The sequence below is a fragment of the Streptomyces sp. NPDC050508 genome (genome assembly GCF_040655155.1).
Classification (GTDB): Bacteria; Actinomycetota; Actinomycetes; order Streptomycetales; family Streptomycetaceae; genus Streptomyces.
The window spans coordinates 157516-172435 of record NZ_JBFAJJ010000004.1; the positions used below are offsets into that span (position 1 = coordinate 157516).

Below are 14920 nucleotides of genomic sequence, written 5' to 3' on the forward strand. Positions count from 1 at the left end.
GAGTTGCGTCATCCCCCACCACGGCCGCCCCCCACGCTTAGACCGGTCCAACCGGCCCGTGCGCTCAAAGGCTCTGCTTCGCCCTGCCCTTGGCGGGGGGTACGGCCGTGCTCCACAGAGGAGTTGAACCCTGTGTCGAGACGCCGCATCGCCGCAGTACTGACCGCACTCGTCCTCGGAAGCCTCACGCCGGTGGTGCTTCCGGCCGCCGGCGCGTCCGCCGCCTCCTGTTCCAGCTATCCCAACTGGGTGGCCGGCCAGTCGTACGTCACCGGCAACATCGTCCGCTACACCGACGGCAAGGCGTACATCGCCGAGCACGACAACCCGGGCTACGACCCGGTCATCAGCACCTGGTTCTGGGAGCCGTACGCCTGCGACGGGTCCGGCACGCCCGTCGGCAACTTCGTCGTCAGCGAGGCGCAGTTCAACCAGATGTTCCCAAGCCGGAACTCCTTCTACACGTACAGCGGTCTCACCGCCGCCCTCAGCGCCTACCCGGGCTTCGCGAACACCGGCAGCGACACCACCAAGAAGCAGGAGGCCGCCGCCTTCCTCGCCAACGTCAGCCACGAGACCGGCGGGCTGGTGTACATAGTCGAGCAGAACACCGCCAACTACCCGACGTACTGCAATTGGAACGAGCCATACGGCTGCCCGGCCGGTCAGGCCGCCTACTACGGGCGCGGCCCGCTGCAGCTCAGCTGGAACTTCAACTACAAGGCCGCGGGTGACGCGTTGGGCATCGACCTGCTCAACAACCCCTGGCTGGTGCAGAACGACTCGGCCGTGGCCTGGAAGACCGCGCTCTGGTACTGGAACACCCAGAGCGGACCCGGCAGCATGACCCCGCACAACGCGATGGTCAACGGCGCCGGCTTCGGCCAGACCATCCGCAGCATCAACGGCTCGGTGGAGTGCGACGGCAAGAGCCCCGCCCAGGTGCAGAGCCGCGTGGACGCCTACACGCGGTTCACCTCGATCCTCGGGACCAGCACCGGGGCCAACCTGTACTGCTGATCGTGCGGTACGGGCACCGGCTGGACCGCTCCAACGGCCGGTGCCCGTCCCACCCCCGCGTTCCAGGGACGGTGCGTTCCAGCAGGTCAGGCCCTGTGTGAGCGTTCCAGCTTCCCGTTTCCCCCGACTGTTCTGGCGGCTGGGACGGATCGCCGCGCAAGCTGCGGTTGTTCGCAGCGAGACCCACCACGAACCCGGTGGCTCGCCTTCCAGCACCGCACTCAGGGGGAACCCGATCATGACCAACACCGCCTTCCGCTGCCGCACGGCACTCCTCACCGCGACCTTCGCCGCGGCCGCCTCACTCGCACTGACCGCCTGCGGAACCAGCACGGACACGGGGGCCAAGAGCACCCCGACCGTCGTCGCCGACAACGGTGTCTCCTCGACGGCGACCCCCAAGGGGAACACCGGGGGCACCAAGACGGACGCGGACACCACGGCCTCCGGTACGGACGCGGCCGTCTCGAAGTCGGGCAGCACCACCGCCAAGGGGTCCACCGGGTCCAACACGACCTCGGGCATCGTCACCTGCACCGGCGTCAACACCAAGGTCACCGCGCAGACCGTGTCGCGTCCGCTGAACCACCTGCTGCTGACCGCCAAGAACACCGGCTCCAAGACCTGCTACCTGTACGGCTACCCGGCCCTGAACTTCCAGGACGCCCAGTCCGTGCCCCCGGTCTACAAGGACTCGCAGCCGCAGGCGGTCACCACGCTCCGCCCCGGACAGTCGGGCTACGCGGGCGTCCTCCTCTCCGCCGCCGACGGCAGCGGCACCGGCGGCTACACCGCGAAGACGCTCTCGGTGATCTTCCAGAATCGCGCGCTCGACTTCGTGGGCTCGGGCGTCAAGGTCGCGCTGCCCAGCAAGGGCGTGTACATCGACAGCTCCCTGACCACCACCTACTGGCTGACCAACCCCGAGGACGCCCTCAACTAGGCAGCCCGTGCCGCGAAGTTCCCTGCCGCACAGAAAGGACGTAGGTGTGTCCAGTACATCGAACAACGTGAACCGGCGGCCCGATCCCGGGGCGCCCGCGCACGAGCACTTCGAGGTGGTGTGGCACACCTCGTCCGACGGCGCGTTCAGGAGAGCGGGCGTGCTGGCCTGGGAGATCATCGGCATCGCGGTGGGCCTGCACTCGGCGGACGAGGTCCAGCCGAGCGGAATCGAGATCCGCGAGTACGAGGGCCCGCTCGTCGTCAGGTTCGTCTACGGCGCCGATCACGAACTCGCCCGCCGGCACACGGCGTTGGTGGAACGCCGGCTCTGGAGCTGCACGGTGGGGGAGTTCCTCGCCTTCCTCCGGGAGACGGCCACCGACCCGAGGACGCAACCCGGATCGCCGGATTTACCTCTCTTGGATTGCGCGTAGCCGGGCCGGGCCGGGTCGCAACAGCCACTCGAACCACTAGAACCGCTTGAACCAGCCGAGGAGACATTCCCCCATGTACGACAGTCCCCTTCCCGGGAACCGGCGCCTGAGTCGCCGGGTCACGGTACTCGCCGTGGCCGGTACGGCCCTCGCGCTCGCCGTCCCCGTCTCGGCCACGGCCGTCTCCGGCGCGACCCGTGCCGCTGCCGCTGCCCCCGACCCGGTGTCCTCCTTCTCGTTCACCGCGCAGGAACGCAAGGACGCCCTCGCCTACTGGACACCGGCGCGCATCAAGGCCGTAGGGAAGTCGGTGGACCTCGGTCCGACCGGGCCGAAGACCAAGACGTGGACCGGTCCACAGCTGAAGACCGTGGGACGGATGTTCATGGTCAACGCCGGGGGCTCCGACACCTGGTGCACGGCCACCGCAGTGAAGAGCGCCAACCGTTCCGTGGTGATGACCGCGGGGCACTGCGTCCGCCGCTCCGCCTCACCGGACAACACCAACATGTCGATGGTCTTCGTCCCGGCCTACAGCAAGGGCAAGCAGCCGTATGGCGCTTTCGCTGTCCGCACCGTCCTGACCCCGCGCACCTTCGCGCAGGAGGGCACGAACGACGTGGCCGCGATGGTCGTCGACGCCGACAAGAGCGGCCGTAAGCTCACGGATGTCGTGGGCGGCACGCCCATCGCCTTCAACCGGGCGGTCGGCGGCAAGATCTCCTCCTTCGGCTACCCCGCCACCCACCCCCAGCTCGGCGAGGAACTCCTGCGCTGCGTGGGCACGGAGAAGAAGGAGAACGGCCAGCAGATGATCCCCTGCGACATGACCGGCGGCTCCAGCGGCGGCCCGTGGCTGGCCGACTTCAAGGAGACCACCGGGCAGGGCACCCTCGTCTCGGTCAACAGTTCGCTGGACGGCTTCACGCCGACCAAGATGTACGGCGAGATCCTGGGCGCCACCGCCAAGACGATGTACGAGCGGGCCGAGCGCGGCTGACCGCCGGGCCCGTGGAGGAGGGCTGCCCCCGCCGACAGGGGCAGCCCTACGCGAATGCCGCCAGGGGAGGTGCGGTGACGGATGCCTTGCCATGACAGCCGTGGGGTTGACCAACACTGCCGGCCCCGACACTTCCCGTTCCCCTGGCGGTAGGACCAGCTTGGGGTGCCGGGCGGGTGCGGGGGGCGTGAACTCCCCTACATCGGTGGCGATATCGGTGCACGTAGGCGTCGGCGCGGGTCGCGGAAGGGGTACGTAGGTACCGGGTACCTACGCCGACTTGGTGCCCTCGGGCTGTGCCGCCGCCAGGATCTCGGTACGCGAGGCGATGCCCAACTTGGCCAGGATGTGCTCGACATGGGCGTCCACGGTGCGTTTGGAGATGACGAGCCGTTCGGCGATCTCCCGGTTGGACAGGCCCTGGGTGACGAGCGCGGCGACCTCGCGTTCCCGGCGGGTGAGGGGATCGGCGGGGCGGCTGTCCGGGGTGCCGGGGCGGGCCGTGGGGATGCCGGGCGGTTCGTCCGCGTCGGCCCGTACGGCGTCCAGGAGCTCGCGGCCCGACATTCGGGCGCCGGCCTCGCGCCACCGTTCGTACTGTTCCGCGCCCAACGCCGCGCGTACCGCCCGCTGTTGGGACTCCTGTTCCTCCAGCAGCCGGGGCAGCATGCCGACCGGGTCGCCGCCCAGCCGTCGCGCGTGCTCCGCGTAGCCCAGCAGCCAGCAGGCCCTGACGTACCGCCGCTGCCCGGCCGCGTGCCAGGCGAGGCCCAGGGACGCGAGCGCCGCGACCAGCACCTCGCCGATCTCACTCGCCGCCTCCAGCCCCCGGCGCAACGCCGTCGCACTCTCCTCGGGTCGCCCGACGAGCCACAGGATGACGCCCTGGACGGTGAGCGTGGACCCGTACAACTGGCGCTCGCCGCGGCCCTCCAGATACGTGAGGCCCGTCTCGCACCACTCCAGCGCGCGGTCCGTGTAGCCCAACGCGGCGTACAACAGGGCCCCTTCGTAGTGGACGACGCCGATGCCCAGCGCGTCGTCCGCCGCGATCATCCGTCGGCGGACCGCTTCGAGGGCCGCCGTCCCCTCCTCCACGGCCCCGCCGAGCACCGTCAGGGCGCCCAAGTAGCCCTCGCTGAACAGCTCCACGCGACTCTCACCGACGCGGCGGGCCACGTCGAGGGCCTGCGGGAACCGGTCCAACGCCGTCTCCAGATCGGCCGTCCAGATCCCGAACACCCCGGTCACGAACAGCCCCCAGGCCCGCGTCGCGGAGTCCTGCGGGACGAGGCCGAGCCCCTTGTCGATCCAGTACCGGCCCTCGGACAGCGTCCCCGCCGCCCGCCAGTACGCCCCGAGCCGGGTCGCCAGCCACAGCGCGTCGCTGGCCCGTCCCTCGGTGGCGCAGCCGTACTCCAGGGCGGCCCGTACGTCGGCGATCTCCGCCCGTACGGAGTGGTGCAGTTGGACCTGGGCCCGGCCCATCAGACCGTTCCAGAAGCGGTCGACGAGTTCGTCGTAGTGGGCGAAGTGCCGTTGGCGTACGGCCTCGGCGTCGTCGGTGGAGGCCAGGCGTGCGGTGCCGTACTCGCGGATGGTGTCCAGGAGCCGGTAGCGGCCGCCGTCCTCGCCGATGCGCTGGACGACCGACTTGTCGACGAGCCCGATCAGCGCCTCGACGACCTGCTCGCCGTCGAGTTGGACCGCTCCACCAGGGTTGTCGCCCGCGCATACCCGCTCGGCGGCGGACAGTTCGAAGGAACCGGCGAACACCGACAGCCGCGCCCACAGCAGCTTTTCCTGCGGTGTGCACAGGTCGTAGGACCAGTCGATGGCCGCCCGCAGGGTCTGGTGCCGGGTGAGGGTGGTGCGTCGGCCGCCGGTCAGGACCTCGCAGTGGCGGTCCAGGCGGGCCACGAGCTCGGAGAGGGGGACGGCCCGCAGACGGACGGCGGCGAGTTCGAGCGCGAGGGGGATCCCGTCGAGGCGGTCGACGAGGGCGAGGGCGTTCTCCCGGTCGGCGCCGTCGAGGGCGGGGCCGCCGGTGACGGCCGCGGCGCGCTGCACGAACAGGTCGACGGCGTCCGCGCGGGCCAGCGGGGCGATCGGCAGGCAGCGCTCACCGGGCACGTCGAGCGGCTGTCGGCTGGTGGCGAGGACGCTCAGTCCGGGGGCCTCGCGCAGCAGGATGTCGCAGAGCATCGCGCACGCGTCGACCAGGTGCTCGCAGGTGTCGAGGACGATCAACATCCGCCGCCCGCGCAGATGTTCCACGATGGCGTCCAACGGCGTCATGCCGGACTGCTCGGGCAGTTCGAGGACGCCCGCGAGCGTCGGTGGCACCAACTCCGGGTCGTGCAGGGCCGACAGCTCCACCAGCCGCACCCCGTCGGCGAACCGGTCCGTGACCGCGCGGGCCGCCCGCAGTGCCGTACGGCTCTTGCCTACACCGCCCGGACCGACCAGCGTGACCAGCCGCGACCGCGCCAACTCGGCGGGCAGCACCGAGAGTTCCTCGGTGCGTCCGACGAAGCTGGTCAACTCCACGGGGAGTTGACCGCCCCGCCGCTGTCCGAAGCCGTATCCCATGCCGCCCCCATACCCGTCCGCCAACCGGTCACCACAGCGTAGGCGAGTGACTCCCGAGCGTGAACGGTAGTCGAGTCCGGCGGGTGGGCGCGAGATCGCGCGGGCGCCCGGCGGCGCGCCGATCAGGCGACGCGTGCGCCGTTCACGCCGGGCTCACCCAGGTGCCGGTCTCGACGGAACGCACCATGGCGTCCAGAACTGCCGCGCTGCGTACGGCATCCGGGAGCGTCGCGCCGTACGGTGTGCCCTCGGCGACGGAGCGCAGGAAGCGGTACGCCTCGATCACCTTGAGGTCGTCGTAACCCATCGCGTTCGCCGCGCCCGGCTGGAAGGCGCCGAACTCGCCGTCGCCCGGGCCGACATACACCGTGGTGACGGGCTGGTCCTGGTAGGTCGTGCCGCGGCTGACCGCCAGTTCGTTCATCCGGCGGAAGTCCCAGAACACCGCACCCTTGGTGCCGTGCACCTCGAAGCCGTAGTTGTTCTGCTCGCCGACCGAGACCCGGCAGGCCTCCAGGACACCCCGGGCGCCGGAGGCGAAGCGCAGCAGGCAGTTGACGTAGTCCTCGTTCTCGACCGGGCCCAACTCGCCGCCGGTGGCCAGGGCGTGGCCGGCGGTCGCGCCGGTGGGGCGGGCCCGCTGCGGCAGGAAGATCGCGGTGTCGGCGGCGAGGGAGGTGATGTCGCCGAGGAGGTACCGGGCCAGGTCCGCGCCGTGCGAGGCCAGGTCGCCCAGGACTCCGTGGCCGCCGCGCTCCAGCTCGTAGCGCCAGGTCAGCGCGCCGTCCGGGTGGGCCGCGTAGTCGCTGAACAGGCGGACGCGGATGTGGGTGACCGTGCCCAGCTCGCCGGAGGCGATCAGGTCGCGGGCCGCCTCGACGGCCGGCGCGTTGCGGTAGTTGAAGCCGACCGCGCCCTGGACGCCCGCCTTGGTGACCGCGTCGGACACGGCGGACGCGTCCGCCGTCGACAGGCCCACCGGCTTCTCGATCCAGATGTGCTTGCCGGCCTCGGCCATCGCGACGCCGATCTCGCGGTGCAGGAAGTTCGGCGCGGTGATGCTCACCGCCTGCACGCGCGGGTCGTCGACCACCTCGCGCCAGTCACGGGTGGTGGAGGCGAAGCCGAACTGCTCGGCCGCCTGCTCGGCCCGCCCGGGGACCTCCTCGGCGACCGTCACGAGCTGCGGTCGCACGGTCAGCTGCGGAAAGTGGTGCGGGACACGGGCGTACGCCTGGGTGTGCACGCGCCCCATCCATCCGAAGCCCACGACGGCAACGCCGAGAGAGGTCACCATGACTGCCCTTCTTTGGACCGGTCCATAAACTGTCTCCGCCACAGTGGAACCCGTTCGTCCTGATGTCAATACGTGGACGTCAACACCGAGTGTCCGCGCCTTTGACAGGGGGCGCGACCGCATGGAACGGTCCAGCCATGAGCGCTCCGACCATCCGTGACGTCGCCGAGCGGGCCGGTGTGTCGAAATCCCTGGTCTCCCTGGTGCTGCGTGGCTCCGAGCAGGTACGGCCGGAGAAACGGCAGGCCGTGCTGGCCGCCGTGGCGGAACTCGGCTACCGCCCGAACGCCGCCGCCCGCAGCCTCAGCGAACGCCGCACCCGCTCGGTCGGCGTGCTGCTGAACGATCTGCGCAACCCTTGGTTCGTCGAACTCCTCGACGGTCTGGGCTCCCGCCTGCACGAGAACGGCCTGCACATGATGCTGGCCGACGGCCGCCTCAACCGCCACCTCGGCGAGGACCTCACCCGCATCTTCACGGAGCTCCGCGTCGACGGCCTGATCGTGGTGGGCACCTTCCCCGGTTCCGACGAACTCCTCGCCGCCGCGAGCCACATCCCCACGGTGGTCGCGGGCGCCGTCGAGCCGGTCCTGCCCCACGTCGACGTCGTGGCCGGCGACGACTCGTACGGCGCCACCCTGGCCACCGAACACCTCATCGACCTGGGCCACCGCCGCATCGCCCACATCGCCGGTCAGGGCGTCGCCGGCGCACTCCGCCGCACCTCCTTCGAAGAGGTCATGCACGGCCACGGCCTGACCGACCTCGCGACGGTCGAACAGGGCGACCACACGGAGGAGGGCGGCTACCGCGCGATGGTCCGCCTGCTCACCGCCCCGCAACGCCCCACGGCCGTCTTCGCCTTCAACGACATCGCGTGCGTCGGCGCCCTGTCGGCAGCCGATGAATTGGGCCTACAGGTGCCTCGGGACATCTCCCTCGTCGGCTACGACAACACCTACCTCGCGCGCCTACGACACCTGTGGCTCACCACGGTCGACAACTCCAGCCACGACATCGGGCGCCGCGCCGCGCGGCTTCTCGTCGACCGGATGAGGGATCCGGGGCGGGCGGCGGAGACGGTGTTGTCGGAACCGAGGCTTGAGGTGCGGGGGAGTACGGGGCCACCCTCGACGGCGTAGCGCCGACGCGGGCATGATCCGTACGGTGTCGAACGAATCCACGGAAGCGCGCCGCCCACCCCTCCTCTGGGAACAACACTGCTGCCTGGCGCTGGAGAAAAACGCCGATGTCGGCGAACTGGCCCGCTACCGCAGACCGGGCGGCAGCTTCGTCTCGGTCAACGTGGGCTACGCGCCCCACGGCGCCGACGACGTCACCGACCTCGTCGCAAGCTGGCGGCAGCGAATCGCCGCGGACGAGCGGCTGCGGCTGGTCGCGACCGTCGACGACATCGACAACGCCGGACGTGCGGGCGAAGTGGCGGTCGCCTTCGACCTGGAGGACTCCGGGCCGCTCGAAGGGGACTTGGACCGGTTGCGCCACTTCTACGACCTCGGCGTCCGCACGATGCTGCCGAGCTACAACACCCGCAACGCGGCCGGCGGCGGCTGCCTCGACGAGGTCGACGAAGGGCTCACCGCCTACGGCCGGTCGCTGGTACGGGAGTTGAACGCCGTCGGCATGGTCGCGGGCGGCTCGCACTGCGGTGCCCGTACCGGCCTCGACCTGTGCGAGATGTCCCAACTGCCCGTCATCTACAGCCACTCCTGCATGCGCGCGGTCTGGGACCACCCACGCAACATCACCGACGAGCAGGCCAAGGAGTGCGCCGCCACGGGCGGGGTCGTCGGCATCACCGGCGTCGGGATCTTCCTCGGCCCCAACGACGCCTCCGTCGACGCGCTCGTCCGGCACATCGACCACGCCGTCGACCTCATAGGGCCCGAACACGTCGGTGTGTCCACCGACTACCCCTTCGACGAAGGGGACTTCAACGCGATGCTCGCACAGAGCCCCGAGCTGTACCCCGACTGCTACACCCGCTGGGGGCCGATCGACTTCATGCCTCCGGAGGGCCTGTTGACCGTCGAGGGCGCGTTGCTCGCCCGCGGGTACCCCGAGGACGCCGTCGCCGCGATCCTGGGCGGCAACTTCCGTCGTGTGGCAGCGCAGGTGTGGCGCTAACGCCGTAACTGGTCTGCGGGGGAAGGCAGTTGACTGGCAACATCGGTGGGCGTGAGCGAACGCAGCGCATTCATGACCATCGCCCGGGCAGCCGCACCGGTCTACGTCACCACCCTCGCCGCCTCGGCGGGCTCCCTCGTCGACACCGCGCTGCTGGGCCGTCATGCCACCGTCTCCCTGGCCGCGTTCGCCGTGACGATCGCGGTGTTCAGCCCGGCCACCGCCACCGTGGCGGGCGCGTTGCGCGGGGTGATGCCGTTCGTCGCACCGCACCGGGACGACCCCGGGCGACTGCTGCAGCTGGTGCGCAGCGGGATGTGGCTGGCGATCGCCGTGGGCGGGGTGTGCGCTGCCGCGGTCGCGGCGGTGCCGCTGCTCGGCGGGGCGTTCGGGGTCCCGGGCCGCATTATCGACCAACTGGGCGTGTTTCCCTGGATGTTGGCGGGCAGCGTGCTGCTGATCGCCGTGAACTCGTCGGCCACGGCCGTGCTCGTCGCGCTGGGCCGCTCGGCGCAGGTGATGCGGTCGGGGCTCGTGGGCACCGCCGTGTCCGTGACGCTGTCGGTACTGCTGGTCGGCGGCTTTGGACCGTTCCCGAGCCTCGGGCTGACGGGTGCCGGGCTGGCCATGCTCGCCGCCGGCCTGACCGGCGCCGGCCTCAACCAGTACGCGCTGCGCCGCCGTACGGTCCTCGCCGGCCGACCGATCCGTCCCGCGCGGCCCGATCCGCGCGAGGTACTGCGGCTGGCCCGGGTCGGGGTGCCGCTCGGCGGGACCGTGCTGGTGAAGTTCTCGGTGCTGGGCGTGCTGACCTTCGCCGCCGCCCGTATCGGCACTGACAGCGCCGCCGTACACAGCGTCTCCGAATCCCTGGTGAACGTCGTCTTCACCGCCGCCGTGGCGGTCGGCCAGGCCACGGTGCCGCTGATCGCCGGCTACGCCGAGGAACGCGACCTCGCCCGCGTCCGGCGCAGTGTGGACGCCGGGATCGGGGTCGCCCTGTGCGCGGTCGCCGTCCTCGGCGCCGTCCTGTTCGTACTGCGCGGCCCGGTGATCGACCTGTTCACCAGGAGCCCGGGGCTGGCTGACCAAGTGGTACGTCTGCTGCCGCTGGTCCTGGCCGTGGTGGTCGCCGACGCCCTGCAGGCAGTGGCGGGCTTCGGCCTCGTCGGGCTCAAGCGCACCGTGCCGAGCCTGGTGTCGACGGCGGTGTGGTTCGGCGTGCTGGCGGCCGTCGCCGTCCCGATCGCCGACACGGCGGGCCTGGCCGGCCTCTGGACCGTGCTGGCCTGCGCGAACCTGCTCCAGGCCGTCACCAAGTTCGTCTCCTTCCGGCGGCACAGCGCCCGGATCATCGGCGTGGCCGTCCCGGCGGTTGCGCGGGACGGGGGCACCGGTGCGGTGCAGGGCCGGGGGTCGGCGCGCTGAACAACTGCGGCCCGCGGTGCGGTGACCGTGGGCAGGATTCGAGTGCCGGCGACGGGGACCGGGCGAGGTCAACAGGGCGCGCCCGCAACGGTCGTAGGGACCGGTCCAAGTCGTTGAACATCCGCTGAACACTTCCGTTGCGGGGCGTACGGACCCCGTGCAGAACCCGTGCGGGAGCCGATCGCCCGCACCCACGACCTGGTACGGCGCCGGTACCGTCGGACGCCTCGCGATGTGACGTCACCGCGCCGCTCCCCTTACGGTCGTAGGGACGTCGGAAGCGCCGGAAGAGGGGCACCATGAGCAGCCGGAACGCGGGCGAGATCACGCGCATCGAGGACGCGGCGCTCACCCTGGCCGCGCAGGCCGGTGACGTCGCCGCCCTGGGTCTGCTGCTGGAGCGGCACCGGGCCGGGATGCGGGCCGTCGCGGTGAGTGTGCTGGGGCCGGGGCCCGATGTCGACGACGTGGTGCAGGACGCGGCACTGACAGCGCTCCGGCGCGTGGGAGACGTGCGTGACCCGGAGGCCGTAGGGCCGTGGTTGCGGATGATCGTGCGCAACGCGGCCCGTTCGCTGCTGCGGGGGTCCGTCGACTTCCGGCCGCTCGACGACCTGCATGTGCCCGCCACTGACGCCGGTCCGGAACGGTGGCTGGAGCAGCACGCGATGCGGGACTGGATCTGGGAGGCCATCGAGGAGCTGTCTCCGGCGTTGCGGTTGCCGCTCGTGCTGCGGCATTTCAGTGTCGGGGTCACGTCTTACGAGCAGATCGCCGAGGCCTGCGGCGTTCCCGTTGGAACGGTCCGAAGTCGGCTCAGTCAGGGGCGGGCCAAGCTCGCGCTGGCCCTCGCCGCCACCGCGGACGCCCCGCACGGCGATGCCGCCCGCCGCACCCGCGCCAGCCGGATCGAGGCGCGCGAAACCCTCGACGCGGCCGAGAGCGGACACTTCGGCAAGTTGCTCACCGAGCGCTGGTCGCCCGAGGCTGCGCTGGTCCAGGGGAACCAACCGGTCGGCGGCAGAGGCCTGTTGGTGCGTGGGATGGAGTGCGACCTGGAGGCCGGCGTACGCCAGCACCTCGTGCACGCCGTGGCCGGACGGTCGCTCGTCGTCTGGGAGATGGACATCACCAATCCCGACGACGACCCCGAGCACTGCCCGCCCGCCGTGGCCTGGCTCATGAGCCTGGACGGTGCCGGGCGGGTGCATCGGCTGCGTCTCGTCCATCCCCGGCCGGTGCCCGTCCCGCATTCCCTCCAGCCTCTCATGGTGTGACCGGCGTCACGTCATCTGTTTCGAACTTCGGCCTTTCTCCCGCGTCCTGTCCGTGTCATTGCCGCATGCCGAACAGGGAGATCCCATGAGCACCACCCCCTCGACCGACCCGCTCGCCACCGGGACCCACACCGTCGAGATCGACGGGGTCACGCAGAGCTACCACGTCCACGGCATTGGACCGGTCTGCATCGCGCACTCCGGCGGACCGGGCATCTTCTGGGAGTACCTGCGCATGCCCGCGCTGGAGGAGCACCTCACGGTCGTCTACCCGGAGCCCGTCGGCACCGGCGCCTCCGACCGCCTGCCGTCCCACCCGCACGGCTACACCCGGGACCGCTACAGCCGCTTCCTCACGGGGCTGATCGAGCACCTCGGCGTCCCCGAGGTGCACCTCCTCGGGCACTCGCACGGCGGTTTCGTCGCCCAATACCACGCCCTGCACCACCCCGACCGCATGGCAGGCGTGATCCTCTACGAGAGCGCGCCGGTGACCGGTCCCGAGCACGGCGCCGAGGCCATGCGCCTGGTGCAGGAGTTCGCCGCCCGGCACGCCGACAACCCGGGGCTCCCCGAGGTCATTGAGGCGTTCCAGAGCATCCCCACCATCTCCGACGACGCGCAGATGACCGCCGTGGCGCGAGGGATCTTCCCCGCGTACTTCGCCGACTTCTGGGGCCGGGAGGACGAGTTCGGTCCCGCGCGGGCCGCGGTGACGGCCACGTACATCTCCGGTCTTGACGACGATCTCACCCCGGACGTCATCGACGACCGTGCCGACCTCGGCTCGCTCACCGTGCCGACCCTCGTCCTCGTCGGCCGCCACGACGTCATCTGCGGCGTGCGTTGGGCCGAGGAACTCCACGAGCTCATCCCGGGGTCGGAGCTGGTGATCCTGGAGAACAGCGGGCACTTCGGGCACCTGGAGGAACCGGAGGCGTTCGCGAAGGCGGTGGTGGCGTTCGTCGGCACCCCTGCCGGCAACTAGGTCATTTGGTCGAAGCCCCGGCGGACAGGTCCGGCCTAGCTTGGACCTGTCCGGAGGGTTCTTGGACCGGTCCGGAGGGTTTCCGACAAGTCGAACAAGGAGCAACGGCATGAGCGCCGTGAAGAACATCGTTCTCGTGCATGGCGGATTCGTCGACGGTTCCGGCTGGCAGTCGGTGCACCGCCTGCTCACCCAGGACGGCTACAAGGTCAGCGTCGTGCAGAACCCGACCGTGTCCCTCGTCGACGACGTGGCCGTCACCCAGCGCGCCCTCGACGCCCTCGACGGTCCGGCGGTCCTCGTCGGCCACTCCTACGGCGGCGCCGTGATCACCGAGGCCGGACGCCACAATGGTGTCGCCGCGCTCGTCTACATCGCGGCCTTCGCGCCGGACAAGGGCGAGTCGGTCGGCTCGCTCGTCGCCGACCCGGCGCCCGGCGCACCCGTGCCGCCGATCCTGCCGCCGGTCGACGGCTTCCTGTTCTTGGACCGTGACAAGTTCGCCGCGTCGTTCGCGGGTGACCTGCCGGCCGAGGACGCCGCGTTCCTGGCCGACGCGCAGGTTCCGTGGGGCCTGGACGCGGTGGGCGGAGCGATCACCGAGCCGGCCTGGCGGACCAAGCCGAGCTGGTACCTCGTCACGACCGAGGACCGCATGATTCCGCCGCCGGTCCAGCACCAGATGGCCGAGCGCGCCGGCGCCACCGTGGCCGAGGCCGACGGCAGCCACGCCATCTACGTCTCCCAGCCCGCGGCGGTGGCGGACCTGATCAAGCAGGCGGCGGCCCACCAGGCCTGATGTCCCATCCCTGACCACATGTCAACTCCCCGCTTCAGCCCGCCTGTTCACAGGCGGGCTGTCCGCGTGGCTTCCCGAGGGAAGCCGAGCGAATCCGAGAGGTAGCCAGATCCATGACGACCGCCGTCCAGCCGTCCGTCGCCGAGCAGTCCGAGGCGGAAGCGCTCTACCGATTCCAGACGGAGACCCCCGAGCCCGTCCGTACCGCGCTGGGGATGAGCGCCACCCGGATCGGCGGCGGCGTGGTGCTGTCGATGCGCGACGACATCACCCGCTTCTGGAGCAAGGCCCTCGGCTTCGGTGTCACCGAGCCCGTCACCGCCCGACTCGTCGAAGAGGTCTGTGACTTCTATCGGGCGGCGCGGACCCCGCAGGCCGCCTTCCAGATCGCGCCCGCCTTCCTGCCCGCGGACTGGCCGGAGATCTGCGCACGGGAAGGCATCGTCGAGGAGTCGTCCTGGGCGAAACTCGTCGGCACGACCGAGGAGGCCGTCGCCCGCGCCGACGCCTTGGACGTACCGCCCGACGGCATCAGCGTCACCCCGTTGGAGGCCCAACACGCCCTGGAATGGGGCACGGTGATGATGCGGGCCTTCGGAACGCCGGTCGAGCACTACGCCGAGATGGGCGCCGCGACCGTCACCCGGCCGGGCTGGCATCCCTACGGGGCCTGGCTGCACGGGGAGTTGGTCGGCACCGGCACCATGTTCGTCCGCGGCGACACGGCGCAGATGTTCGCCGGCGCCGTACTGCCCCACGCGCGCGGTCGCGGCGGCCAGACCGCGCTGCTCGCCGCCCGGGCCCGCAGGGCACGGGAGTTGGGGTGCCGGGTGCTCGTCGCCGAGACGGGTGCCGAGGCCCCCGGCACCCACAACAGCTCCCTGCACAACATGCTCCGCCTCGGTTTCGAGGTGGCCTACGAACGCCCCAACTGGATCTGGCGCCTCACGCCCGACGAGGGACCGGACGAGGGGCCGGACGAGCACTGAGCC

General features: G+C 70.9%; 13 protein-coding genes. 11 read left to right on the forward strand and 2 right to left on the reverse strand.

What is annotated here, in order from left to right; translation table 11 throughout:
* The first annotated feature begins 132 nt into the window (after nt 1-132).
* From AB0I69_RS13140 to AB0I69_RS13155, 4 genes are all read left to right on the forward strand, one after another.
* On the forward strand, nt 133-1020 hold the full coding sequence (locus AB0I69_RS13140) for a glycoside hydrolase family 19 protein (protein WP_363095702.1): 888 nt from the start codon (nt 133-135) through the stop codon (nt 1018-1020).
* 238 nt (nt 1021-1258) lie between these two features.
* Nucleotides 1259-1963 (forward strand): DUF4232 domain-containing protein, encoded by a 705-nt coding sequence (locus AB0I69_RS13145; protein ID WP_363095703.1) that lies wholly within the window; start codon nt 1259-1261, stop codon nt 1961-1963.
* 46 nt (nt 1964-2009) lie between these two features.
* The gene (locus AB0I69_RS13150; RefSeq protein ID WP_363095704.1) at nt 2010-2399 is read left to right on the forward strand and encodes a hypothetical protein; all 390 of its coding nucleotides are present in this window, start codon (nt 2010-2012) and stop codon (nt 2397-2399) included.
* Between the two features lie 73 nt (nt 2400-2472).
* Entirely contained in the window at nt 2473-3399 is a 927-nt protein-coding gene (locus AB0I69_RS13155) for a trypsin-like serine protease (RefSeq protein WP_363095705.1), read from the forward strand.
* A 270-nt stretch (nt 3400-3669) separates the two neighbouring features.
* Here AB0I69_RS13155 and AB0I69_RS13160 read toward each other — a convergent pair whose 3' ends face one another.
* Together AB0I69_RS13160 and AB0I69_RS13165 are read right to left on the reverse strand one after the other, a co-directional pair.
* Complete coding sequence (locus AB0I69_RS13160; protein ID WP_363095706.1) at nt 3670-5991, reverse strand: LuxR C-terminal-related transcriptional regulator; 2322 nt, start codon at nt 5989-5991, stop codon at nt 3670-3672.
* A gap of 142 nt (nt 5992-6133) precedes the next feature.
* Nucleotides 6134-7288, reverse strand: coding sequence for a Gfo/Idh/MocA family oxidoreductase (locus AB0I69_RS13165; RefSeq protein WP_363095707.1), 1155 nt, complete (start codon nt 7286-7288; stop codon nt 6134-6136).
* A 137-nt stretch (nt 7289-7425) separates the two neighbouring features.
* On the opposite strand from AB0I69_RS13165, the gene AB0I69_RS13170 reads away from it, so the two are divergent.
* The 7 genes from AB0I69_RS13170 (at nt 7426) to AB0I69_RS13200 (ending at nt 14917) form a co-directional block, all read left to right on the forward strand.
* On the forward strand, nt 7426-8430 hold the full coding sequence (locus tag AB0I69_RS13170; protein WP_363095708.1) for a LacI family DNA-binding transcriptional regulator: 1005 nt from the start codon (nt 7426-7428) through the stop codon (nt 8428-8430).
* 25 nt (nt 8431-8455) lie between these two features.
* Nucleotides 8456-9436, forward strand: a complete 981-nt coding sequence (locus tag AB0I69_RS13175; RefSeq protein WP_363095709.1) for a membrane dipeptidase — start codon at nt 8456-8458, stop codon at nt 9434-9436.
* A 51-nt stretch (nt 9437-9487) separates the two neighbouring features.
* Entirely contained in the window at nt 9488-10864 is a 1377-nt protein-coding gene (locus AB0I69_RS13180; RefSeq protein WP_363095710.1) for an MATE family efflux transporter, read from the forward strand.
* A gap of 299 nt (nt 10865-11163) precedes the next feature.
* Nucleotides 11164-12141, forward strand: coding sequence for a sigma-70 family RNA polymerase sigma factor (locus AB0I69_RS13185; RefSeq protein ID WP_363095711.1), 978 nt, complete (start codon nt 11164-11166; stop codon nt 12139-12141).
* 85 nt (nt 12142-12226) lie between these two features.
* Nucleotides 12227-13129 (forward strand): alpha/beta hydrolase, encoded by a 903-nt coding sequence (locus AB0I69_RS13190; RefSeq protein WP_363095712.1) that lies wholly within the window; start codon nt 12227-12229, stop codon nt 13127-13129.
* Between the two features lie 109 nt (nt 13130-13238).
* Entirely contained in the window at nt 13239-13928 is a 690-nt protein-coding gene (locus AB0I69_RS13195) for an alpha/beta hydrolase (RefSeq protein ID WP_363095713.1), read from the forward strand.
* A 113-nt stretch (nt 13929-14041) separates the two neighbouring features.
* Nucleotides 14042-14917 (forward strand): GNAT family N-acetyltransferase, encoded by an 876-nt coding sequence (locus tag AB0I69_RS13200; RefSeq protein WP_363095714.1) that lies wholly within the window; start codon nt 14042-14044, stop codon nt 14915-14917.
* Nucleotides 14918-14920 lie beyond the last annotated feature (3 nt).

Excerpts from the sequence above, each read along its gene's own strand:
- AB0I69_RS13200 (WP_363095714.1), top strand. The coding sequence starts at position 14,042 with ATGACGACCGCCGTCCAGCCGTCCGTCGCCGAGCAGTCCGAGGCGGAA.
- AB0I69_RS13170 (WP_363095708.1), top strand. The coding sequence starts at position 7,426 with ATGAGCGCTCCGACCATCCGTGACGTCGCCGAGCGGGCCGGTGTGTCG.
- AB0I69_RS13195 (WP_363095713.1), top strand. The coding sequence starts at position 13,239 with ATGAGCGCCGTGAAGAACATCGTTCTCGTGCATGGCGGATTCGTCGAC.
- AB0I69_RS13145 (WP_363095703.1), top strand. The coding sequence starts at position 1,259 with ATGACCAACACCGCCTTCCGCTGCCGCACGGCACTCCTCACCGCGACC.
- AB0I69_RS13185 (WP_363095711.1), top strand. The coding sequence starts at position 11,164 with ATGAGCAGCCGGAACGCGGGCGAGATCACGCGCATCGAGGACGCGGCG.
- AB0I69_RS13155 (WP_363095705.1), top strand. The coding sequence starts at position 2,473 with ATGTACGACAGTCCCCTTCCCGGGAACCGGCGCCTGAGTCGCCGGGTC.
- AB0I69_RS13165 (WP_363095707.1), bottom strand. The coding sequence starts at position 7,288 with ATGGTGACCTCTCTCGGCGTTGCCGTCGTGGGCTTCGGATGGATGGGG.
- AB0I69_RS13160 (WP_363095706.1), bottom strand. The coding sequence starts at position 5,991 with ATGGGATACGGCTTCGGACAGCGGCGGGGCGGTCAACTCCCCGTGGAG.
- AB0I69_RS13190 (WP_363095712.1), top strand. The coding sequence starts at position 12,227 with ATGAGCACCACCCCCTCGACCGACCCGCTCGCCACCGGGACCCACACC.